At 66.3% G+C, this 22,473-nt stretch carries 22 protein-coding genes; 6 read left to right on the top strand and 16 right to left on the bottom strand.

Translation table 11 applies throughout. The features are described 5' to 3' along the window. The first annotated feature begins 159 nt into the window (after positions 1-159). Both ACNQPB_RS10685 and ACNQPB_RS10680 read left to right on the top strand, forming a co-directional pair. A complete protein-coding gene (locus ACNQPB_RS10685; protein ID WP_498751497.1) occupies positions 160-1,488 on the top strand; it encodes a nicotinate phosphoribosyltransferase in 1,329 nt (442 codons plus the stop codon). Position 1,489: 1 nt separating this feature from the next. Continuing rightward, positions 1,490-2,128: an isochorismatase family protein gene (locus ACNQPB_RS10680; RefSeq protein ID WP_498751495.1), complete on the top strand. Its 639-nt coding sequence runs from the start codon at positions 1,490-1,492 to the stop codon at positions 2,126-2,128. A 53-nt stretch (positions 2,129-2,181) separates the two neighbouring features. Here the strand turns inward: ACNQPB_RS10680 and ACNQPB_RS10675 are convergent, their stop codons facing one another. From ACNQPB_RS10675 to ACNQPB_RS10645, 7 genes are all read right to left on the bottom strand, one after another. Then, positions 2,182-3,960 carry a DEAD/DEAH box helicase gene (locus ACNQPB_RS10675; RefSeq protein WP_498751493.1) on the bottom strand — a complete coding sequence of 593 codons (1,779 nt, stop codon included), beginning with the start codon at positions 3,958-3,960 and terminating at the stop codon, positions 2,182-2,184. Between the two features lie 276 nt (positions 3,961-4,236). After that, complete coding sequence (locus ACNQPB_RS10670) at positions 4,237-4,554, bottom strand: DUF3039 domain-containing protein (RefSeq protein ID WP_498751492.1); 318 nt, start codon at positions 4,552-4,554, stop codon at positions 4,237-4,239. A gap of 8 nt (positions 4,555-4,562) precedes the next feature. Further along, complete coding sequence (gene nagB / locus ACNQPB_RS10665) at positions 4,563-5,345, bottom strand: glucosamine-6-phosphate deaminase (RefSeq protein ID WP_498751490.1); 783 nt, start codon at positions 5,343-5,345, stop codon at positions 4,563-4,565. A gap of 74 nt (positions 5,346-5,419) precedes the next feature. Next, positions 5,420-6,991, bottom strand: a complete 1,572-nt coding sequence (locus tag ACNQPB_RS10660; protein ID WP_498751488.1) for a transporter — start codon at positions 6,989-6,991, stop codon at positions 5,420-5,422. After that, complete coding sequence (locus ACNQPB_RS10655; protein WP_498751486.1) at positions 6,973-7,779, bottom strand: ABC transporter ATP-binding protein; 807 nt, start codon at positions 7,777-7,779, stop codon at positions 6,973-6,975. Before ACNQPB_RS10655 ends, ACNQPB_RS10660 begins: the two co-directional genes overlap by 19 nt. Positions 7,780-7,935: 156 nt before the next feature. Then, positions 7,936-8,952, bottom strand: a complete 1,017-nt coding sequence (locus tag ACNQPB_RS10650) for a co-chaperone YbbN (RefSeq protein WP_498751484.1) — start codon at positions 8,950-8,952, stop codon at positions 7,936-7,938. 36 nt (positions 8,953-8,988) lie between these two features. Further along, positions 8,989-10,731 (bottom strand): DUF8094 domain-containing protein, encoded by a 1,743-nt coding sequence (locus ACNQPB_RS10645; protein WP_498751483.1) that lies wholly within the window; start codon positions 10,729-10,731, stop codon positions 8,989-8,991. Positions 10,732-11,016: 285 nt separating this feature from the next. Here ACNQPB_RS10645 and ACNQPB_RS10640 point away from each other — a divergent pair, with 285 nt between their 5' ends. Beyond that, positions 11,017-12,201: an AI-2E family transporter gene (locus tag ACNQPB_RS10640; protein ID WP_498751791.1), complete on the top strand. Its 1,185-nt coding sequence runs from the start codon at positions 11,017-11,019 to the stop codon at positions 12,199-12,201. Between the two features lie 30 nt (positions 12,202-12,231). On the opposite strand, the gene ACNQPB_RS10635 is transcribed toward ACNQPB_RS10640, so the two are convergent. Continuing rightward, positions 12,232-13,029, bottom strand: a complete 798-nt coding sequence (locus tag ACNQPB_RS10635; protein WP_498751481.1) for an alpha/beta hydrolase — start codon at positions 13,027-13,029, stop codon at positions 12,232-12,234. Between the two features lie 45 nt (positions 13,030-13,074). After that, the gene (locus tag ACNQPB_RS10630; protein WP_498751479.1) at positions 13,075-13,407 is read right to left on the bottom strand and encodes an Rv1322 family protein; all 333 of its coding nucleotides are present in this window, start codon (positions 13,405-13,407) and stop codon (positions 13,075-13,077) included. 65 nt (positions 13,408-13,472) lie between these two features. Here ACNQPB_RS10630 and nucS point away from each other — a divergent pair, with 65 nt between their 5' ends. From nucS to ACNQPB_RS10615, 3 genes are all read left to right on the top strand, one after another. Continuing rightward, positions 13,473-14,168 carry an endonuclease NucS gene (nucS, locus tag ACNQPB_RS10625; protein ID WP_498751478.1) on the top strand — a complete coding sequence of 232 codons (696 nt, stop codon included), beginning with the start codon at positions 13,473-13,475 and terminating at the stop codon, positions 14,166-14,168. Positions 14,169-14,246: 78 nt separating this feature from the next. Beyond that, the gene (gene nagA, locus ACNQPB_RS10620) at positions 14,247-15,491 is read left to right on the top strand and encodes an N-acetylglucosamine-6-phosphate deacetylase (protein WP_498751477.1); all 1,245 of its coding nucleotides are present in this window, start codon (positions 14,247-14,249) and stop codon (positions 15,489-15,491) included. Between the two features lie 303 nt (positions 15,492-15,794). Beyond that, entirely contained in the window at positions 15,795-15,998 is a 204-nt protein-coding gene (locus ACNQPB_RS10615) for a cold-shock protein (protein WP_074589900.1), read from the top strand. Positions 15,999-16,064: 66 nt separating this feature from the next. On the opposite strand, the gene ACNQPB_RS10610 is transcribed toward ACNQPB_RS10615, so the two are convergent. The 7 genes from ACNQPB_RS10610 to ACNQPB_RS10580 form a co-directional block, all read right to left on the bottom strand. After that, positions 16,065-16,496, bottom strand: coding sequence for a DUF2550 domain-containing protein (locus ACNQPB_RS10610; RefSeq protein ID WP_498751476.1), 432 nt, complete (start codon positions 16,494-16,496; stop codon positions 16,065-16,067). A 10-nt stretch (positions 16,497-16,506) separates the two neighbouring features. Then, on the bottom strand, positions 16,507-16,791 hold the full coding sequence (locus tag ACNQPB_RS10605) for a F0F1 ATP synthase subunit epsilon (RefSeq protein ID WP_115789323.1): 285 nt from the start codon (positions 16,789-16,791) through the stop codon (positions 16,507-16,509). A 1-nt stretch (position 16,792) separates the two neighbouring features. Then, positions 16,793-18,247, bottom strand: a complete 1,455-nt coding sequence (gene atpD / locus ACNQPB_RS10600; RefSeq protein WP_498751475.1) for a F0F1 ATP synthase subunit beta — start codon at positions 18,245-18,247, stop codon at positions 16,793-16,795. Positions 18,248-18,333: 86 nt separating this feature from the next. Then, positions 18,334-19,221: a F0F1 ATP synthase subunit gamma gene (locus ACNQPB_RS10595; RefSeq protein WP_498751473.1), complete on the bottom strand. Its 888-nt coding sequence runs from the start codon at positions 19,219-19,221 to the stop codon at positions 18,334-18,336. 95 nt (positions 19,222-19,316) lie between these two features. Next, positions 19,317-20,954: a F0F1 ATP synthase subunit alpha gene (gene atpA, locus ACNQPB_RS10590; protein WP_498751789.1), complete on the bottom strand. Its 1,638-nt coding sequence runs from the start codon at positions 20,952-20,954 to the stop codon at positions 19,317-19,319. An 81-nt stretch (positions 20,955-21,035) separates the two neighbouring features. Beyond that, entirely contained in the window at positions 21,036-21,863 is an 828-nt protein-coding gene (locus ACNQPB_RS10585; RefSeq protein ID WP_498751471.1) for a F0F1 ATP synthase subunit delta, read from the bottom strand. Continuing rightward, positions 21,863-22,420 (bottom strand): F0F1 ATP synthase subunit B, encoded by a 558-nt coding sequence (locus ACNQPB_RS10580; protein WP_498751469.1) that lies wholly within the window; start codon positions 22,418-22,420, stop codon positions 21,863-21,865. Before ACNQPB_RS10580 ends, ACNQPB_RS10585 begins: the two co-directional genes overlap by 1 nt. Positions 22,421-22,473: the final 53 nt, after the last annotated feature.

The raw sequence follows: 22,473 nt of genomic DNA, 5'->3' as shown, positions 1-22,473 counted from the left end.
GGGACGCAGCGAGACTCGGGAGCCGGTGGTGGGCCCACACCGGCGAGGGCCCCGGGTCGAGCGCAGCGAGACTCGGGAGCCGGTGGTGGGCCCACACCGGCGAGGGCCCCGGGTCGAGCGCAGCGAGACTCGGGAGCCGGTGGGGACTAGAGTGAATCCGTGAGTAGATCCACTGCCTGGGACCACCCCTGCACCTCGCTTTTCACCGACCACTACGAACTGACGATGCTCCAGGCAGCCCTTCATTCGGGCGCCGCGCACCGCCGTTCGGTCTTTGAGGCGTTCGCGCGCCGCCTTCCGGACGGGCGCCGCTACGGGATCGTGGCCGGCACGGGGCGCCTTCTTGAAGGCATCCTGAACTTCCGCTTCGGCGAGGAGGAACTGGAGTTCCTCGAACGGAACAACGTGGTCAACCGCGAGACCCTCGATTTCCTGGCCAATTACCGTTTCAGCGGCGACGTTTGGGGCTACCCCGAGGGCGAGGCCTACTTCCCCGGCTCCCCCGTGCTGATCGTGGAATCGACGTTCGCCGAAGCATGCATCCTTGAGACGTACATCCTCTCCGTGCTGAACCACGACACGGCGATCGCTTCGGCGGCCTCCCGCATGACCAGCGCGGCCGGCGGCCGTCCCTGCATCGAAATGGGCTCCCGGCGCACCCAGGAGGAATCGGCGACGGCGGCAGCCCGCGCCGCCGTGATCGGCGGCTTCGGGAGCACTTCCAACCTCGAAGCCGGCCGCCGCTTCGGCCTCAAGACCGTGGGTACCGCGGCCCATTCCTTTACGCTGCTGCATGACAGCGAGCGCGAAGCCTTCGCCGCGCAGATCGAGGCGTTCGGCCCGGAAACAACACTCCTGGTCGATACCTACGACGTCGAGACCGCGGTGCGGACCGCCGTCGAACTGGCCGGCGACAAACTCGGTGCCGTGCGCCTGGACTCGGGCGACCTGGTCACCCAGGCACAGTGGGTCCGCGAACTGCTGGACAGCCTGGGCAACACCAGCACCCGCATCGTGGTCACCTCCGATCTGGACGAGTACGCCATTGCCGCGCTGCAGTCCGCGCCCGTGGATGCTTACGGCGTCGGGACGTCGCTGGTGACCGGTTCCGGGGCCCCGACCGCCAGCATGGTCTACAAGCTTGTAAGCCGCAGCAACGACGCCGGAGAATTCGTCCCGGTGGCGAAGGCAGCCAAGAACAAAGCCAGCGTGGGCGGCCGCAAGTACGCACTGCGCAAGCTTGACGGGCGCGGCATCGCCACCCAGGAAGTAGTGGGGATCGGGCACCCGCCCGAGGATGACGGCAACGACCGGCAGCTGCTCCAGCAGTTCATCAAGAACGGGGAGCTCCTGCCCGGCTGGACCGGCCACGAAGGCGTCGTCCGCGCCCGCGAGCGGCACGACGCCGCCATGGCCGAGCTTCCTTCCGTGGTCCGCCGCCTGCAGCGCGGCGAGCCCGCGATTCCCACGGTCTATGAGGAGGACTGACATGGCGAAGGCCCTGATCATCGTCGATGTCCAGAACGATTTCTGCGAAGGCGGGTCCCTTGCCGTGGCGGGCGGAGCCGCGGTGGCCGGCGCCATCAGCGACTACCTCGATGCAAGCCACCAGAATTTCGACCACATCGTAGCCACCCAGGACTGGCACATCGAACCGGGCGAGCACTTTTCCGATGACCCGGACATGGTGGACAGCTGGCCGCCGCATTGCCGGGCGGGAAGCAAGGGCGCCGAACTGCACCCGGACCTGGACAGTGAGTACGTCCAGGCCTACTTCCGGAAGGGCCAGTACGCCGCCGCCTATTCCGGCTTCGAAGGCGTCCTTGCGCCGGAGGACGAAGTCCCCACGGGAGAACAGCGCGGCGGCGGCGTGCCGTCCGGAGAGCCGGGGAGCACGGATCCCGAAGACGCCATCGGCCTGGACGACTGGCTGCAGAGCCACGACGTCGAGGAAATCGTGGTGGTGGGCATCGCCACCGACTACTGCGTGAAGGCCACTGCCCTCGACGCCGTGCAGGCCGGCTACGAGGTCACCGTGATCGGCGGGCTCACCGCCGGGATCGCAGAGGACCTCAGCAGCACTTACGCCGAACTGGAGGAAAACGGCGTAGAGCTCGAAGAGTCATAGCCCCGGGGCTCCCGGCCCCGGGCTACGGCCGCGTGCACCTGCATCATCCGGCGCTACTTGCGTCCGATGAACCAGTCCTGCAATTTGCGCAGGCGGGCCTGCAGCTGCGCCTCGTTCGCCTGGGCCACGGCGGGGCCGCCGCACAGTTCGCGCAGCTTGTTGTGCACCATTCCGTGCGGCGTGCCGGTCCGGGCGGACCAGGCCGCGACGTTCTTCGCAAGCTCGTTGCGGAGGTCCATCAGCATGCGGTGGTCCGGAACGGTGCCCGCGGCGGCAGCGGCCAGCGGGGATTGCCGCTTTTTCCGCGACTGCTGGTCGTGCTGGCGCTGGCGAAGCAGCGTGCCGACCTGTTCGGCGTCGAGCAGTCCCGGAATCCCCAGGAAGTCCAGCTCGTCTTCGGAACCGATGTCCGCCCCGGTGCCGAATTCGCCGCCGTCGAAAAGCACACGGTCGAAGGAGGCCTGGGAATCCAGCGCCTCGAACTTGCCCTTTTCAAGAGTATCCGAAGCCTTCTCCTCCCGGTTGGCCTCGGCCATCAGGGACTCTTCGGGGTTGAACAGCCCGTCCGGGTCGTCCTTCTCGGGGCGGTCCAAAGCATGGTCCCGCTCGGCTTCCATCGAGTTCGCCAGCGCCATCAGGGGCGGCACCGAGGGCAGGAACACCGACGCTGTCTCGCCCCGCTTGCGGGCACGCACGAAGCGGCCCACGGCCTGGGCAAAGAACAGAGGCGTGGACGTCGAGGTCGCATAGACGCCCACCGACAGCCGCGGCACGTCGACGCCTTCGGACACCATGCGCACCGCGACCATCCAGCGCTTGTCCCCCGCCGAGAATTCCTCGATCTTGCCGGAGGCCTTCGAGTCGTCCGAGAGGATCACCGTGGGCGACTGGCCCGTGATCTTCTTCAGCTGGCCGGCATAGGCGCGGGCATCTTCGTGGTCGGTGGCGATGACCAGCCCGCCGGCATCGGGCACCGTGCGGCGCACCTCGCTCAGGCGCTTGTCCGCGGCCGCGAGCACGGCGGGAATCCATTCGCCGGCCGGGTTCAGGGCGGTCCGCCAGGCCTGGGAGGTGATGTCCTTGGTCACGGCGGCCTCGCCGAGCGAAGCCGCCATTTCATCGCCGGCACTCGTCCGCCAGCGCATCTGTCCGGAATAGGCCATGAAGAGGACGGGGCGGACCACGTGGTCGCGCAGGGCGTTGCCGTAACCGTAGGTGTAATCGGCTTTTGACCTGCGGATGCCGTCGCGGTCCTCCGCGTATTCGACGAACGGGATCGGCGAGGTGTCGGAACGGAAAGGCGTACCGGTCAACGCGAGGCGGCGGGTGGCCGGATCGAAGGCTTCGCGAAGCCCGTCGCCCCAGGACAGGGCCTCGCCGCCGTGGTGGATCTCATCGAGGATCACCAGGGTCCGTGCGGCTTCGGTCTTCGCCCGGTGCAGCATGGGCTTGCTGGCCACCTGCGCGTACGTCACCGCGACGCCGACGAAGCCGCGGCCGTGCTGTCCGTCGGAATTCTTGAAGTTCGGGTCGATCGCAATGCCCACGCGGGCGGCAGCATCCGCCCACTGCCGCTTGAGGTGGTCCGTCGGGGCAACGATCGTTACGCGGTTGACGGCGCCGCTGTCGATCAGGATCGAGGCGATGCGGAGCGCGAAGGTCGTCTTGCCTGCACCCGGGGTGGCCACCGCAAGGAAGTCACGCGGGCTGTTCCGCAAATACAGGTCCAAAGCTTCCTGCTGCCAGGCACGCAGTTTGGGGGCGGTACCCCACGCGGCGCGCTCCGGGTAAGCCGGAGGAAGGGACGGGCCGCCGAAGAGCGTCTCCGTCATGCGCCTGCCCCCTGCGTCTTTGCGGCCGGGGCGGGCCGCGGCGCGGCGGCAGTTGCTCCGTTGGATTCGGCCCTGTTTGGTTCGGCCGTGTTCGATTCGGCCCTGTTCAGCACATGCCAGCTAAGCACAAAAACACCAATCTGTTCCGGGTCTGTTCCGGGACGTGCCGGATCGTACCGGACCGCGGATGAGCGGTCCCGGTTACGCGGCAAGGAAAGGGGCCGGCGCACGGTGGCACCGGCCCTGGGAAAGCGTCAGGAAAGTCGACGGTCCCGCCTAGCGGGAGTCGCCGTCGTCGCCGGGGCGCATGCCCTCGTAGATCTTCTTGCACTCGGGGCAGACGGGGAACTTCTGCGGATCGCGGCCGGGGGTCCAGACCTTTCCGCACAGCGCGATCACCGGTTCGCCGGTCAGTGCCGACTCCATGATCTTTTCCTTGCGGACGTAGTGGGAGAAGCGCTCCCGGTCGCCGGGTTCCACTTCCTGGCGCGTTTCCTCGCGCTCAATGGTGGCCGTGGAAGTGCCGGCTCCGGAAAGTTCGCGCATTGGATCGTTCTCGAAGGGGTCCGGAGGCAGGGTCGTCATGGCATCCATCTTAGCCGCTACAGGCCCTGCCACTTCGGTTTGTTCTCGAAGGCGTGCCGGTAGTAGTCCGCCAGCTTCAGGGATGAGGCCGCTGCTTCGTCGATCAGGATGGTCGCATGCGGATGCAGCTGCAGCACCGACGCCGCACAAATCGCCGCCACAGGACCTTCCACGAAGTCGCGCACCGCCTGGGCCTTCTGTGCGCCCGTGGCGATCAGGATCACGTGCCGGGCATCCATGATGGTGCCCAGGCCCTGGGTCACCACATGGTGCGGCACGTCGTCGATGCTCCGGAAGAAGCGCGCGTTGTCCTTCCGGGTCTGCTCGATGAGGGTCTTGATCCGGGTCCGGGACACCAGCGAGGAGCCCGGTTCGTTGAAGCCGATGTGCCCGTCCGTGCCGACCCCGAGGATCTGTAGGTCCACGCCGCCTCGTTCCCGGATGGCGTCCTCGTAGGCCTGGCAGGCCAGCTGGAGGTCCTTCGCCGTCCCGTCCGGGCTGTGCACGTTGGCCGGATCGATGTTCACCCGGTCCGTGAATTCGCGGCGGATGACTTCCCGGTAAGACTCGGGATGACCGGGTTCAAGGCCCACGTACTCGTCCAGGGCGAAGGCGTGCGCTCGGCTGAAGTCCAGGCCTTCGTCGCGGTGCCGCCGCGCCAGCTCGTCGTAGACCGGCAGGGGCGAGGACCCGGTGGCCAGCCCCAGGACCGCATCCGGCTTGTGCCGCAGGAGCGCCTCGATGGCGTCGGCAGCGAGCCTGCCGATCTGCCGGCTGCCCGGCAGGATGACAACTTCCATCGTTCACGGCCTTTCTGCGCTGGCGTTCCCGGGAAAGGGGCGTCTTCCATGAGGCTATGCCATCGGGAGGAATTTCAGCGGTTGTTGGCGAGCTGGGCGAACATTTCCGGTCCGCGGCGGTCCAGCCAGCGGCCGCCAAGCCGGATCCCGGCCACGAAGAAGGCAAGGCCCAGCGCCGGCCCGGCCGCCAGGCCGATCCAACCGAACACCGGGCTGCCCGTTACCGCCTGTGCCGCTACCATCGCGATCTCCGGGAGGAGGAGCACCCCCATGGCGGCCATGCCACCAAACTGCACCAGCATGGTTTGGGCAACGTTTCCCGGCGGCTTCTTGAACGGGCTGTCGCCGGGAGCAGGAACCGCGCTGGTCCACCGGGCCGAAACCACGGAAGCGAGGCCGAGACCGGTGAACAGGGCGCCCAGTGAGCACCCAAGGATATTGGGCAGCCACTCCCAACGCCCGGTCAAGGCAACGGAGCCGGCGGCAAACAGCAGCACCAGCGGAAGTGCGAAGCCCAGGCAGGCCAGCGCCCGGCCGAGGCGGTCGTCCCGGCCACGCACCCCGGCGGCAAGATGGAGTGCAAAGGCCGTGTTGTCATAGGAAACATCGGCGGAAATGGACCAGGCCAGGAGGAAGGCCGTCATCGGGGCCACCGCGATCATCAGCGCTTGGCTCCCGCTCTGGGCGCTACCGAAGTACAACAGCACCGGCAACAGCGGAATCACCACCAGTGAACCGGCGTAGCGCGGGTCGCGCATCCAGTATGTGAGCGAGCGGGCTGCCACCGCACCCGCCGGACTGGCTGGGAAGATCCCGAAGAGCCCGGCCCTGCCGGCTTTCCTGCTGCCGCCGCCGGTGTATGGCGGGGTGACCATGGCCCGATTCAGGAGCAGGTACCAGGCACCGCCCAGCGCAGCCAGGCTGGCCAGGGCAATGAGGAGTTTGGCGCCGGCCGCCGCAGCGTTGCCGGCGTCGAGCTCCCCGCCCAGGGACCAGGCGGCGCCCAGCGGGGTCCAGGAGACGGCCTGGGCCAGTGCAGGCAGGTAGTCCCTGCTCTCCCGGATCCCCCGCGTCACCGCAGTGACGATCGGTCCGGCCAGCACCAGGGGAACGATGAAGACAATGCTGCTGATGTCCTTGAAACGGCGTGAGGCAAGGAGGCCGGCCACCGCCGTCGTGACCACCTTGGACGCCACCACGCAACTCAGCACTCCAAGCAAGGCTCCAAGAAGGGCGCCCGCGGCCGCCGCGAAACCGCGCGACCAGGTCGCCACGGTGGCCAGCGACGCGATGAGGGTGGCAAGCCCCGGGAGGCCCAGCAGCCCGGCCAGGGCAAGGCCCGGAAGGAGCTGCCGCATGGGGATCGCCGACGTGGTGAAGCGGCTGGGGTCCAAAGTCAGGTCCGCCGCGGAGGTCACGAGCGGCACCAGCGCCCAGCCGGTCATGACCAGCGCCCCGCCAAGCACGACGACGGTCTGCGCGGTTTGCGGATCGGCCCACCGCAGTACCACCAAGCCGGTCGCGCAGGCCAGCACGATGCCCGCAGAGTACAGGGCGCCGATCACGATTCCGACAATCTGCCAGGGACTGCGCCGGAAGCCGTTGAGCAGCAAGCGCCACTTCAGGCTCAGAAGGTGCGCAACCACTCGAGCCCCTCAGCACGGGTGCCGCCGCCAACCAGCGCCACGAAGCGTTCTTCCAGCGTGGCACCGGCCCGCACCTCCTCGACCGTTCCGGCAGCAAGCACCTGCCCCGCAGCCACGACGGCCACGTGGTCGCACATGCGCTGGACGAGGTCCATGACGTGGCTGGAGACGATCACAGTCCCGCCGGAGGCGACATACTGTTCCAGGATGCCGCGGATGTTCGCGGCGGACACCGGGTCCACTGATTCGAACGGTTCATCGAGTACCAGCAGCCGGGGCGCGTGGATCAGGGCGGAAGCGAGGGCAATCTTCTTGCGCATGCCGGCCGAATAGTCCACCACCAGGGTTCCGGCATCCTTGCCCAGGTCCAACGCCGCGAGCAGCTCCCGGACCCGGGATTGCACCACCGCCCGGTCCATTCCCCGCAGCAGCCCGGCGTAGCTCACCAGCTGCTCGCCGCTCAGGCGGTCGAACAGGCGCACACCGTCGGGCAGGATGCCCATGAGTTTCTTGGCTTCCAGCGGCCGGGCCCAGACGTCCACGCCGTGGATGAAGGCCGTTCCGTAGTCCGGCCTCAGCAGCCCCGTGGCCATGGACAGCGTGGTTGTCTTCCCGGCCCCGTTCGGGCCCACGACGCCGTAGAAGGACCCAGCCGGGACGTCGAGGCTGATGCCGTTGACGGCGATCTTGTCTCCGAAGCGCTTGGCCAGGCCGCGCAGGGCCAGGGCCGGGACCGGAGGCACAGGGGAAGGGTCCGGGGCAGGGTATCCGGAACTCGGGGCGCTCATTCTGCCAGCGTAGCCCCCGCCGATTTCCGGCGGGGTCATCCGGCAGGACGAACTCCCGGAGCCCCACGGCGGGGAGGCTCATCCGAAGGGACGAGGCGGCCGCCGTCGTCAGTAGATCCCTGCCGGAAGAGTGCCCTGTCAGAACAGCATGCGGGGTCAGAACAGCACGCGGGCGAGACCCTGCCGCGCCTTGGCCACCCTTTCATCGGCAACGCCGACGACGTCGAAGAGTTCCAGCAGCCGCACGCGTGCGGTTTCGCGTTCGGCACCGAAGTTGCGGCCGATGAACGCGATGATGCGGTTGAAGCCGTCGTCGATGTGGCCGCCGGAGACGTCGAGATCGGCAATGGCGAGCTGTGCCTCGAGGTTATCCGGCTCCTGGGCGGCCTGTTGGCGCAGGGCCTCGGCCTGGGGTGCGGAAATCGATTCGAGCCGGCGCATGAGTTCCACCTGGGCAAGCCCGGCTTTCGCTTCCCGGTCCGCCGGCTGTTCGGCAAGGGCCTGGCGGTACGCCTGGGCGGCCGCGGCGTAGTCGCCGGCCTCGATGGCGTCGAAGGCTGCCTGGTGCAGCGGCGGCATCGGCGCTTCCTGCGGCGCCGCGGCCTCACCGTGGACACTGCCCGTCACACCGTTCTCCGCCGCAACCTTCAGCAGTTCGTCCAGCAGGGCCCGGATTTCCTGCTCAGCCGCGGGACCCTGGAACAGGGGCACCGGCCGGCCCTTCAGGACGGCGACGGCGGTGGGCACGGCTTCGATCCGGAAGGCGTCGGCCAGCTGGGGGAAAGCGTCGATGTCGGCCGCAGCGAGGACGATCCGTCCGTCGTAGCTTTCGACCACATCCTCCAGGCCCTGCAGGAGGGTGGCGGACTCCGGCGAATAACGGGCCCAGAGCAGGAAGAGCACAGGAATCTGCGCCGAAAGCTCGACGAGGTCCTGGAAGTTCGCTTCGTTGGCATCCACGCGGAGCGGGCGCCTGGCCTCCTCTGCCCCGGGTGCCTGGCCGCCTGCGCCCTGCATGCCGCCATCCGGTCCGGCTGTGCCGTTGCCCTGGACCGGCACAGCGGCGGGCGGCGGGGCGGCAGGGCGCCGGAGTGCGGAAAGGTCGACGGCGCCGCGGAGGTTGAGCTGGCTGGCGGCGGCCGGGGAAACGGGTCGTGATCCTGGCGAACTCATAGTGTCCACTCTATCCGTTTCACCGGCCGCCATTGCCTACTTGAAGCTGGCAGCCACCAAGCCGCGGAAGGCAGCCACGAGCTTCATGGGCTCACTGGAGTCGGCCGGCGGAACGTAGATGGCCACGGACTCGGCGAAGGTCTGGGACAGGCCCACCTTCGTCGACTCCCCGCCGGCCAGCACTGCGGCCGCCTTGTCTGCGATCAGGGTGTCGCCTTCTGCCTTCGGCTTCGTGGTGAACACGAAGTCCAGCCTGCCCAGCACCAGGGCTCCGCCGTCGGAGGTACGGAAAACGGCGGTGTCAGCGGGGACGGGCGTGTGCGTGAACTTGAAGGTTCCGCTGCTTCCGGCCTTGACCGCGTCAGCCTGGTAGTCCAGCACATCGGCGATGTAGGGCGAGCCCGTGCCTTCGACCAGCTTCGCCTTGAACGCGGAGTTGGGCTTGGTAAGCCGGTCCGCCAGGGCAGCCATGGCTTCGGTGCCGCTGTACAGGAGCCCGGTCTTGTCGTCGGCGGCAGACTGCTTGGTTCCGCCGAGCGGGATGGCCGGGAAGGAAGTGCCCGGCTGCAGCGGCGCGGTCGACAGGAGTTTGTAATTCTCCCGCGGAGCCGACTGGCTCATCGTGAGGACCTGGGGCACCACGTTGCCCTCGCCTTGGGTCACGGCGACGACCGTGCGGGGCCAACTGCGCTGGGTTGTCACGACGCTGCCCAGGAGCTTGCTGGCACGCACGGGCATGCGGGCCTGGTGGCTGGCAACCTTGGCGCGGATCTTATAGTTCTGCGTCCGGACGAGCAGCTCGGTGCCAGCGACCCGGGTCTTCAGTTTCGCGGCGTCCCGGGCTGCATCACCGGCCGAAACGGCGTTGGCAACCTGTTCCAGGATGCGCTTGAGCTGGGCGTCCAGCAGCACCGGTGCGCCCTCCGCACTGGAAGCCCCCTGTGAAGTGGAAGGAGAGGGGGTATCGGCCGCCTGGGCTCCTGCCATCGAGGTTCCCGCGAGGGCTGCGGAGATGACGCCCGCCAGCACGATTCGCGTGGCCGTGGGGCCGCCCTTGCCGTTCGGAGCCTCGCCCTTGGAAACCGGGCCCGCGGCTTGCTGTCCGGCAGCCACGGGGGCGCCGGTTCCGGAACGGTTGCCGGAGCCGCCGTTTCCGCCGTTTCGCGCCCCCAGGAACCTGCTGAGCAGGGGCAGCGCCGCGCCTGCGGCAAAGAGGACGGCGCCAAAGATGATGAGCGGGACGGCCCATGGCATCGTGGTGTCGTTCGGGTAAGTCACGGAGATCGACGCCGGCGCGGGCTTGCTGCCGTCGCTGGCCAGCAGGAGCGACCACTCGCCGTCGGCCGGCGGGTTCCATGAGTATTCAAGCTGTCCGCTCGCGTTCTCGGTCTCGACCCAGAGGTCGGACCCGGCCGGCGCGGGTGCGGTGGCTTCACCCTCGGTGCTGGTGACCTTGAGGGACTTGCCGTCTTCCGAAACCCCACCGACCGTGTTGTGGGCGGTCTTGCCTACCCAGGCGTCGACGTCGTCGGGCCGGCCGACAGCCAGCACGAAGTTGCCTTCACCCTTGATGGTGATCCGGCCCGGCCCGCCCTTGTGGTCAAGCAGGTCTTGCCCGATCACTGTCAACGGCGCGGCTTTCGTATCGCCGGGAGCAGACGCGGTCACGGTGTCGGCAGGAGCCCAGAAGGTCAGCTGGCCGATGCCGGCCAGCAGTACCAGCAGGCCCAGCAGCGCCAGGGAGGCTGCAGTCTTCAATCGCACAGGAATACCAATCATCAGCGGTCGTTGAGCTTTAAGGGTAACCGTTTTGTTACCCGTCGCCCGGTTCGGAGGTCGGCCGCGCCACCCCCGGATGCCCCGCCATGGCGGGCCAAAACCGAAGATTCATGCTGCTGGTAGGGTGACGAACAACATTGGAATCGGCTTTGCCTGCGGGGCCGCACGGATTGCAGAGGTCAGTACAAGCACGTGAATGAGCAGAAGTCGCCGACTCCTCCCGGGCCCTCCGACGAAACGGACGGAGCCGCCAAAGCGGCGGGCGGCCGGGTACCCAAGGCCGGCATGTTCGCTGCGGTTGCCCGCAGGCTCCGGCAGCCCATTCCCGGTGCCCAGCCGCGGGTGCGGTTCGAGATGCCCCCGGAGCTCGACGGCGGCGATGAGTCCGCGCTCGACGACGGCGACGCCCGCTTCGGCTCCCCCGGCCCCCGGATGTCCGCACAGCACCCGCTCTACCTCGGATTCATGGGAACTGCCGGCGTCGGCGTCGCCCTGCTGCTCTTCTACATCGGTACCCACACGGCACAGCTCCTGCTGTGGATCGTCACTGCCCTGTTCATCGCGCTGGGCCTTGACCCGGTAGTCCGCTGGCTCGAAAGCCAAAAGGTTCCGCGCCCCGCGGGCATCCTGGTCTCCGTCGGGGTGCTGGCCGCGGGCGTCGCAGGCTTCTTCGCCACCCTGATTCCCACCATCGTGGAGCAGGTGACGGAAATCGTGCGCCAGGCGCCCACCTGGATCCGCGACTTCCTGGATTCGGAATTCTTCCGGACGCTCGACAGCCAGTTCGGCGTGCGGGACCGGATCAGCCAGGAGCTGGACAAATTCGTCAAGAACCCCGATGCCATGGGCGGGATCTTCGGCGGCGTCGTGGGCTTCGGGTCCACCGTGGCCAACAGCCTCTTCGGGGCCTTGATCGTGCTGGTGCTCAGCCTGTACTTCCTGGGCGCCCTGCCTGCCATGAAGAAATGGGCCTATCGCCTGGCGCCGCGCTCCCGGCGCCCCCGGGTCGAGGCCCTCTCGGAAGAGATCACCCGGTCCGTGGGCAACTACGTGATCGGCCAGGCCTGCGTGGCCTTGCTCAACGCCCTGTTTGCCTTCATCGTCATGAGCATCCTCGGTGTCCCGTTCAGTGTCTTGCTGGCCTTCGTTGTCGCCCTGCTTGCGTTCATCCCGCTGGTCGGCGGCATGATCGCCGCGGTTGTGGTGATCCTGGTTTCCCTCACCTTGGGCTGGCAGACCGCGGTGGTCTATGCGATCTGCTACTTTGCCTACCTGCAGTTCGAGGCCTACTTCATCTCGCCGCGCATCATGCAACGCGCGGTCGCGGTGCCGGGTGCCGTTGCCGTTATCTCCGTGATCGCGGGCGGCAGCCTGCTGGGGGTGCTCGGCGCGCTCATCGCGATCCCCACCGCGGCGGCGATCATGCTGCTCATCAAGGAAGTCTTCATCATCCGCCAGGACCGCCACTGATGCGAGCCGGCCCGGCGAGGGCGCCGGCCGCTAGGCCGCGGTCGCGAACGGACCCGCCCACTCGCGGGGCAGTCCGCCGGGACCTGCGCCGGCCTCGGTGACGTCGTCGACAATCTCGTCCAGCACCCGCGCGGCGTACTTTTCGCCCACCCACAGATGCTTGGCGCCGTCGATCCCCAGCAGACGCGCCTGCGGCACGAGGCTGAAGCGCTCCGCGGCCTCCGCGGGCTGCAGGAAGTCGTCATGTTCCGGAACCAGCACGGTCAGGGGCTTGCCCGAGGACGCCCATTCCTTCAGGTGGACATCCGTTGCGCGATGCAGGGGCGGGGAGAGCAGGATGGCCCCCTCCACCTGTGAGGCCACGGGGTCGACCGCGCCATACATGAGCGCCAGTTCCGTGCCGAAGGACCAGCCCACCAGCCAGCGGTTCGGCAGGCCGCGTTCGACGGCGAAGCGCACCGCGGCCTCGACGTCGTACCGTTCGCCGATGCCCTCTTCGAAGCTGCCCTGGCTGGTGCCCCGCGGCGAGTGCGTGCCGCGGGTGTTGAAGCGGAGCACCGCGACGCCGGCCAGCGCCGGAAGGCGGTAGGAAGCCTTCCGGTAGACGTGCGAGTCCATGAAGCCGCCGTGGGTGGGCAGCGGATGGAGGGTGATCAGGGTGGCGGTGATTTCACCTGATTCCGGAAGCGCCAACTCGCCCACCAGGACCTTGCCGTCTTCGGTCTCGATTTCGATGTTTTCGCGCCGGGCAGGCAGCACTGTGGACGCGCGGATGGCCACGGGAGCCTCGGGCTGGGTGAACACGAAGGAGGCGGGGTCGAAAGTCATGCTTCCAAGGGTATCCCCGGGGCCCGTACGGGGCGGCACCAAGCCTCAGCGGTAGCGGTAGGTGCGCCCCGTCCAGCACTTGTTGTGCCAATGCCGCCGCTCCGCCAGGCCGGCGGCATCGCCCAGCAGATGGCTGGCCGACCACACCACCAGGTGGGCCGTTCCCGGCAGGATCGCCAGCGAGCAACCGGGGCACACGTAGTTCTTCTCGGCGTTCCTTGCGGTCATGGTGCGGACGATCCATTCGCCGTCGGGAGCGTCCTCCCGGCGCGCAATCCCGGCCCGTGCCCGCTCGAGGTCCAGTTCGGGGGTTTCGGCATCGCGGGTCCACTTCGAATTCGCGGAGCCCGTGCGGCGGGGTCGGTTGGATCGGGGCATGACTCCATTCTGCCGCAGGGCCCCCGGCCGGGCGGCACCCCGTCACAGGCAGTAAAGTTGAGCGGGTGCGACTCGTCATAGCCCGCTGCTCAGTTGATTACGTCGGCCGACTCAAGGCCCACCTGCCCTTGGCCACCCGGCTCCTCCTGGTGAAAGCCGACGGTTCCGTGCTGGTCCATTCGGACGGCGGTTCCTACAAGCCCCTGAACTGGATGAGCCCGCCTGCCACCCTGCGCGTCACCACCCCGGAGGAGACCGAGGTGGAAGAAGGCGTGGTCGAACAATGGACCGTGCAGTCGGCCAAGACCGACGACCGCCTCATCATCAACATCTATGAGCAGGTCCACGACACCTCCCACGAGCTGGGCACCGACCCGGGCCTGATCAAGGACGGCGTGGAGGCGGACCTCCAGCGCCTGCTCGCCGAACAGATCGAAACCCTGGGCACCGGCTATTCGCTGATCCGCCGTGAATACTTCACCGCGATCGGCCCGGTGGACATCCTGGCGCGCGACGCCGACGGGGGCACGGTCGCCGTCGAGCTCAAGCGGCGCGGTGACATCGACGGCGTCGAGCAGCTCACCCGCTACCTCGAGCTGCTGAACCGCGACCCCCTGCTGGCGCCGGTGCGCGGCATTTTCGCCGCCCAGCAAATCAAGCCGCAGGCCAAGGTCCTCGCGAACGACCGCGGCATCGACTGCGTGACGCTCGATTACGACGCGATGCGCGGCGTTGACGACAGCGAGTCCCGACTCTTCTGATCACCACTGATTGAAATATTTCAGTTTCAATCATCAGGAATCATTCTGCTGAGCGTCTCCGCCCAATAGAATCAAGGCATGACAGACCCGAGCCTGCCTTCGGCCGTGCCCACGCCAACCCGCCACCTCATCAGCGGAACCATCGTCAGCGACGGGGGCCTGCTCGAGGACGGACTGGTGGCGGTCGACGGCGACCGCATCGTCTTCGCCGGACCGGTCGGGGACTTCGACGAAAATGCCTTCGAAGGCTTCACCGGAACGGCGCCTGCAACGCTGCCGGAGGGGCGCTACATCCTGCCCGGTTTCGTCGACGTGCACTGTCACGGCGGAAGCGGCGGCGACTTCCCGGGGGGCGACGAGGAATCCGCACGCAAGGCAATCGAGTTCCTGCACCGCTCCGGCACCACCACCCTCCTGGCGAGCATGGTCACCGCCTCACGCGAGGACCTGCTTCGCGGCATCGGACTCTATGTACGGCTGGCGGATGAAGGGCTGCTGGCGGGCATCCACCTCGAGGGGCCTTTCCTTTCACACGCCCGCTGCGGCGCCCAGAACCCGGATTACCTCCTGGAGCCGGACCTCGGGCTCATGGTCGAGCTCATCGAAGCAGCCGGCGGCAAGCTGGCCACCATGACCTACGCGCCGGAGCTGCCAGGGGCCGCCGCTTTGGTAGACCTGATGACCTCGCACGGCGTGACGCCGTCGCTCGGCCACACGGACTGCGACGACGCCACAGCCGCCGCGTCCCTCGCCGCCGCCCGGGAGGGCCTTGAGTCGGCAGGGTTCGACGGCGTCAGCTCACGTCCCACGGTCACCCACCTGTTCAACGGCATGCCTCCCCTGCACCACCGTTCCCCCGGCCCCGTGGCGGCCTGCCTGCGCGCCGCGCAGGCAGGCAAGGCGGTCGTGGAACTGATTGCCGACGGCACGCACCTGGATCCGGCCACCGTGGCCACGGTCTTCCAACTCGTCGGCGCCGCCAACATCCTGCTGGTCACCGACTCGATGGCGGCCGCCGGGCTGTCCGACGGCAACTACATGCTGGGCCCCTCCCCTGTAACGGTCAGTGGCGGCGTCGCAACGCTGGACGCCACCGGTTCCATTGCCGGCGGCACTGCCACAATGCTCGACGTCGTGCGCCGGACTGTGGCGGCCGGCGTCGGGCTGGCAGACGCCGTCTTCTCGGCCACCGCGGTGCCGGCCGGGGTGCTTGGCCTTTCGGATGAACTGGGAGGCATCCGGCGGGGCCTGAGGGCCGATCTGGTGGTGGTGGACGCAGACCTTGAGTTGGCCGCGGTCCTGCGCCAAGGGAACTGGCTTTAGGCCGCCGGCACAAAGGCCCGGCCTATTACCTTATTTATCGCGAATGCCGTTACCTTCTTTTTACTCAAATTTTTCCGGAATTCCCCGGCAGACCGTTGACCTGCACTAATGGCCATGAAAGTGTTGTAGCAGTCTTTGTGTAGGTGTGATTCATGCTCGCAAGACTTGTTGCGAGCTTGAAGCTCCTGCAATACAAGCCAGGCAATGCCAGGGCGGAATTCAGGTCTTCTCGCGGAGTGACTAAGCGCGGCACGCGGTGTGCCGGACTTAATAAAGCAGTTCCACAATGAGGAGAAACAAATAATGGCACTGGGCACTGTCAAGTGGTTCAACGCTGAAAAGGGCTTCGGCTTCATCACCCCGGACGACGCTGAAGGCGACGTCTTCGTCCACTACTCGGAGATCCAGACTTCCGGTTTCCGCACCCTCGACGAGAACCAGCGTGTTCAGTTCGAAATCGGCCAGGGCGCCAAGGGCCCGCAGGCCACCGGCGTCACCGCTCTCTGAGCAGAGCCACACATACAGAAAGACCCGGGCAGCCCGCCCGGGTCTTTCTGTTTAAGCTTCCTGGAATCAGCGCCAGGTTCCGACTCCGATCACCGGACCGGCCTCCAGCCAGGAGGACAGCCCCGCATAGGCTTCGAAGCGCATGGCCAGCATGAAAGACTCTCCTTCGTGCTGCAGTTCAACCACCACGACGTCGGGCTGCAGCTTGGTCAGTTCCACTTCGCTGGGCTTCCGCCGGCCGAGCAGTTCCAAGGAACTGCGCTTGAAGCTGTGCCGCGGGCGGAAGCTCAACGACAGCAGGCTGAACCACTCCAGCTCAGAGTCCTGATAACGACAAACCCCCATCCGCCAGCTGTTTCCAGCCATGCAGATGGAGGCGTCCACCGTGCCGAGGGCGCGCCGCAGGTTGAAGCGGCGCACCCCCACGAGGCACAGTGTCAAAACAAGCAGGCCAAGGGCACTTGCCAGGATGATGAACGGAAAAACAGAATCGTCCATCAAGGTCGGGCTAGCGGATCCCCGCAGTAGCTGCTTCGCCCAGCTGGGCGTTGTCAGCAACAATGACCACCCGGTTGTTGTCGACGGAGAAGAATCCGCCGTCGACCGCTACCGCGATGCGGTCCCCGGAGACCGGCTCGATTGCCAGCTCGCCCTCGGCCAGGATGGCGAGCAGCGGCGAGTGGCCCGGCAGGATTCCGATTTCACCATCGCTGGTGCGGGCCTTGACCATCTTGGCCGCGCCGGACCACACAAAGTGATCCGCCGCTACAATCTCAACCTCGAGCTCAGCCATGCTACTTGGTCTGTTCCTGGATCTTGGCCCACTGGCGCTCGACGTCATCCATGGCGCCGACGTTGAAGAACGCCTGCTCCGCGATGTGGTCGACGTCGCCGTTGCAGATAGCCTGGAAGCCCTCGATGGTGTCCTTGATGGACACGGTGGAGCCCTCGACACCGGTGAACTGCTTGGCAGTGTAGGTGTTCTGGGAGAGGAACTGCTGGATGCGGCGGGCACGTGCCACGACGATCTTGTCTTCTTCGGACAGTTCGTCGACACCGAGGATGGCGATGATGTCCTGGAGTTCCTTGTTCTTCTGCAGGATCTGCTTCACGCGCACTGCGGTGTCGTAGTGGTCCTTGCCGATGTACTGAGGGTCGAGGATACGCGAGGTGGAGGTCAGCGGATCCACGGCCGGGTACAGGCCACGGGAGGCGATTTCACGGGAAAGTTCCGTGGTGGCGTCCAGGTGGGCGAAGGTGGTCGCCGGAGCCGGGTCGGTGTAGTCGTCAGCCGGGACGTAGATGGCCTGCATCGAGGTGATGGAGTGGCCCTTGGTCGAGGTGATGCGCTCCTGGAGGAGGCCCATCTCGTCGGCGAGGTTCGGCTGGTAACCCACGGCGGAAGGCATGCGGCCCAGCAGGGTCGAAACCTCGGAACCGGCCTGGGTGAAGCGGAAGATGTTGTCGATGAAGAGCAGCACGTCCTGGTTCTGCACATCGCGGAAGTACTCCGCCATGGTCAGGGCGGACAGTGCCACACGCAGGCGCGTTCCCGGCGGCTCGTCCATCTGGCCGAACACAAGGGCGGTGTCCTTCAGGACGCCGGCCTCTTCCATTTCGACCCAGAGGTCGTTGCCCTCACGGGTACGCTCGCCGACACCGGCGAACACGGAGGTACCACCGAAGTTGCGGGCAACACGGGTGATCATTTCCTGGATCAGAACGGTCTTGCCGACGCCGGCACCACCGAACAGACCGATCTTTCCACCCTTGATGTAGGGGGTCAGGAGGTCGATGACCTTGATGCCGGTTTCCAGCATCTCCGTGGAGCCTTCGAGGGAAGCGAAGCTCGGAGCCTTGCGGTGGATCGGCCAGTAGGCGTCAGCCTTGATCTCGGACTCGTCGACGTCGAGCGGCTTGCCCAGGACGTTGAAGATGTGGCCCTTGACGCCGTCGCCCACGGGCACGGAGATCGGGGCACCCGAATCCTGCACGGCGGTACCACGGACCAAGCCGTCGGTGGCCTGCAGGGAGATGGCGCGGACGAGGTTGTCACCCAGGTGCTGGGAGGTCTCGAACGTGATGGTCTTGGTCTCGCCGTTGAGGGTTACCTCGGTGGTGAGCGCGTTGTAGATGGACGGGATTGCGTCGGCCGGGAATTCGACGTCGACAACCGGGCCAATGACACGGGCAATGCGGCCGGTGGCGCCGGCCGTTGCGGCTACGTGCTCGGTAGCGGTGGCAGTCATCTCTCTCACTTCATTCAGTAGATGGCGTGGGGTTAAGTTTATCTGTTTGGTGCAGCTGCGGCTGGCGCCGGGCCGTGCACCGGCAACTACGCGCTGAGGGCGTCGGCGCCGGCCACGATCTCGGACAGTTCCTGCGTGATCTCGGCTTGGCGGGCCGTGTTGCGCAGTCGCGTGTACTTCTTGATCAGCTCGGTCGCGTTGTCACCGGCGGACTTCATCGCACGCTGGCGGGCGGCGAGCTCGGACGCCGCGGCCTGCAGCATTGCCGCGAAGATGCGTGCCTCGATGTAGCGCGGCAGCAGGGCATCAAGGACCTGCTCGGCCTCCGGCTCGAACTCGTACAGCGGCAGCAGTTCCGACTCGGTGACCGCCTGCTCTTCGACTTCCAGCGGAAGAAGGCGGACCACGGTGGGTTCCTGCGTCACCATCGACTTGAAGCGGGTGTAGACGACATGGATTTCGTCCACGCCGCCTTCCGCGTAGTCGGTGGCGAACTCTTCGAGCAGGGCGGCACCGATTTCCTGGGCCGTCCCGAACTCCGGAGCGTCCGTTCCACCGGTCCAAACACGGGCGTAGGGGCGGCTGCGGAAATCGAAGTACGCCTGGGCCTTGCGGCCAAGGACGTAGGTCTTGACTTCCTTGCCCTCAGCACGGAGCAGTTCATTGAGACCTTCGGCCTGCTTGAGCACGCTGGCGGAGTAGGAACCGGCCAGGCCCCGGTCAGAGGTGATGACCAGGACGGCGGCGCGGCGGATCTGCTCCGGCTCGGTGACGAGCGGGTGGTCGATTTCGTTCTGGCTCGCGACAGCAGAAACGGCACGGGTAATCGCATTGGCATACGGCAGCGAAGCTGCAACGCGGGCGCGGGCCTTACCGATGCGCGAGGTAGCGATCAGCTCCATCGCCTTGAAGATCTTGCGCATCGACGTCGTCGAGCTGATCTTCTGGCGGTAGACCCGGATCTGGGCTCCCATACTTATCCTTTCCTAGACCTTCGGTTGATTGATCCGTCTGTGCCCGACGGCGGAAGTTGCCTTCCGCCGTCGGGCAGAGCCGGTACGCCGAAGGGTCAGCGCTTCTGCTTGACGATCTTTTCCTGGTCGACTTCGCCGCCGGAGATCGCTTCGTGCTCTTCGTGACCGGCGCCAACCAGACGGTTGTCGCCCTCGCCGAAGAAGCCCTTCTTGAACTCGATGATCGAGGTCTTCAGCGCTTCGACAGTGTCGTCATCCAGGACGTTGGTCTGCGCCAGCGTGGTCAGGATGGAGGACTTGTGCTTGAGGTGCTCCAGGTACTCGGACTCGAAGCGGTTGATGTCCTCAACCGGAACGTCGTCCAGGTAGCCGTTGGTACCAGCCCAGATGGACACGACCTGGTCCTCGACCGGGAACGGCGAGTACTGGCCCTGCTTCAGCAGTTCCATCAGGCGGGCGCCACGGGTGAGCTGCTGGCGCGACGCGGCATCCAGGTCGGAGGCGAACATGGCAAAGGCCTGCATGTCGCGGTACTGGGCCAGGTCCAGCTTCAAGGTACCGGAGACCTTCTTCATGGACTTGACCTGTGCCGAGCCACCCACGCGGGAGACGGACACGCCGACGTCAACAGCGGGGCGCTGGTTGGCGTTGAAGAGGTCCGACTGGAGGAAGATCTGCCCATCCGTGATGGAGATCACGTTGGTCGGAATGTAGGCGGAAACGTCGTTCGCCTTAGTTTCCACGATCGGCAGGCCGGTCATGGAACCTGCACCGAGCTCGTCGGAGAGCTTGGCACAACGCTCCAACAGGCGGGAGTGCAAGTAGAAGACGTCGCCGGGGTAGGCTTCGCGTCCCGGCGGACGGCGCAGCAGCAGGGACACTGCACGGTAGGCTTCAGCCTGCTTGGACAGGTCGTCAAAAATGATGAGGACATGCTTGCCGGCGTACATCCAGTGCTGGCCGATGGCGGAACCGGCGTAAGGTGCCAGGTACTTGAAGCCGGCCGGGTCGGAAGCCGGGGAAGCCACGATGGTGGTGTATTCCAGCGCGCCGTGATCTTCGAGGGTCTGGCGGACAGCAGCGATGGTGGAAGCCTTCTGGCCGACACCGACGTAGATGCAGCGGACCTGCTTCTTGACATCGCCCGAAGCCCAGTTGGCCTTCTGGTTGATAATGGTGTCCACGGCGATGGCGGTCTTGCCGGTCTGGCGGTCACCGATGATCAGCTGACGCTGGCCGCGGCCGATCGGGATCATCGCGTCGATGGCCTTCAGGCCGGTCTGCATCGGTTCGTGGACCGACTTGCGCTGGGTGACGCCCGGTGCCTGGAGTTCCAGAGCACGGGTGGTCTCGGCCTTGATCTCGCCGAGGTCATCGATCGGCTGGCCCAGCGGGTCGACAACGCGGCCCAGGAAGGCGTCGCCCACCGGAACAGACAGGATCTCACCGGTGCGGTGAACTTCCTGGCCTTCTTCGATGCCGGTGAAGTCACCGAGGATGATGACACCGATTTCGCGGACGTCGAGGTTCTGGGCGAGGCCCAGGGTACCGTCCTCGAAGCGAAGCAACTCGTTCGCCATGACCGAGGGAAGACCCTCAACACGGGCGATGCCGTCACTTGCGGTGGTCACGCGACCAACCTCTACGCGCTCTGCGTTTCCGGGTTCGTAGGACGCCGCGAACTCGTTCAACGCATCACGGACGTCGTCGGCGTTGATGGTCAATTCGGCCATCTGCAGTCCCTGCTCTCCTGTTTTCGTGATCATCGTTGCTCACGATGACCGGGTTTGTATCAGTTAGTTGTTCTTGTCCGGCTAGCCGGCGAGTTGCCGGCGGAGTTCGGACAGGCGCGCCACGACGGAAGCGTCGAGCATTTCGTCGCCCACCTGCACCCGGATTCCGCCGATCAACGCCGGGTCCACATTGACGTTGACCTTCAGATCGCGGCCGTAAAGGGCATCGAGCCCGGCCTGCAGACGGCTGGCTTGCGTTTCGGTCAGAGGACGGGTGACGCTGACAGTCGCAATCCAGCGCTGCTGGCGCTTGGCGGCGAGTGCCGCGAAGCTCTCGACGAGCTTTACCGCCCTGATGCCGCGCGGCTGGGACACCGCCTGGCCAATGAGGAGCTTGGCTTCCTCGCTGGCGCCCGGGACCAGTTTTCCGGCAAGAGCAACCTTCGCTGCTGCGGAAGCCTGCGGCTCTGCCAGAGCAGCTTGTACATCGTGGCTGGAAGCAACGGCCTGCTTGAAAGCAAACAGTTCGTCCTCCAGCTCTTCCAGCCCCGTGATTCCGGAGGCAGAAACGGCCGACTTGTTTTCAGCCACGGCGATGACCACCGTGGCGGCAAGAGTCTCGAGTGCATCGCCGATATCACGTGCGCCTGCCCAGCGTGAGCTGGCCAGACCGGACATGATTTCCGCAGCATCAGCGGAGACTTTCCCGCCAAACAGCTGCTTGACCAGCGCCGACTTCTCTTCTCCACTGCGGGAGGGGTCAGTCAGGGCGCGGCGCAAGCCAGCCGAGCTGTCTACCGTTCCCAGGATTTCGAAGAGTTCCCTAGCCAACTGCAGCGAGGCCAGCGGAAGCTTGGCTTCCAGCTTTGCCAACGCTGTGGTCAGCGATTCGCTCGATACGCCTGCCATTACTTAGCTGCACCTGCGTTCTGGGACTCCAGATCTGCCAGGAAGCGGTCCACCACGCGTGCCGAACGCTCGTCATCGTTGAGAGACTCGCCCACGATCCGGCCTGCCAGGGTCGTGGCCAGGGTGCCCACCTCGGAGCGCAGGGCAACAACAGCTGCCTGGCGCTCGGATTCGATCTGGGCGTGAGCCTGCTCAGTGATGCGTGCGGACTCGGCAGCGGCCTTGGCCTTCAGATCGGCGAGGATCTGCGCACCCTCGGCGCGGGCTTCCTCGCGGATGCGGTTGGCTTCAGCGCGGGCATCGGTGAGCTGCTGCTTGTACTCTTCGAGCGCTGCAGAAGCTTCGGCCTGGGCCTTTTCAGCCTTGGCGATGCCGCCTTCGATCGCTTCGGCGCGCTCTGCGAACGTCTTCTCGAACATCGGGACAACGAACTTGACCACGATGAAAAAGAGGACAGCAAAGCCGGCGAGGACGACGCCCATTTCCCAGGGATTGGGAACGAGCGGGTTAGCCGCCTCGGCGCCTTCAGCGGCGGCTGAGATGATCAGCTGATTCATATTTCACCCGTCCTTATCTACTCGGTTCTGAATGTTCGCTTGGTTCTGAAGGT

The sequence above is a fragment of the Curtobacterium sp. LFS079 genome, from assembly GCF_047977865.1.
Taxonomy (GTDB): Bacteria; Actinomycetota; Actinomycetes; order Actinomycetales; family Micrococcaceae; genus Arthrobacter.
Note: the sequence above shows the minus strand (reverse complement) of the source record. Positions and strands in the feature narration are given on the sequence as shown.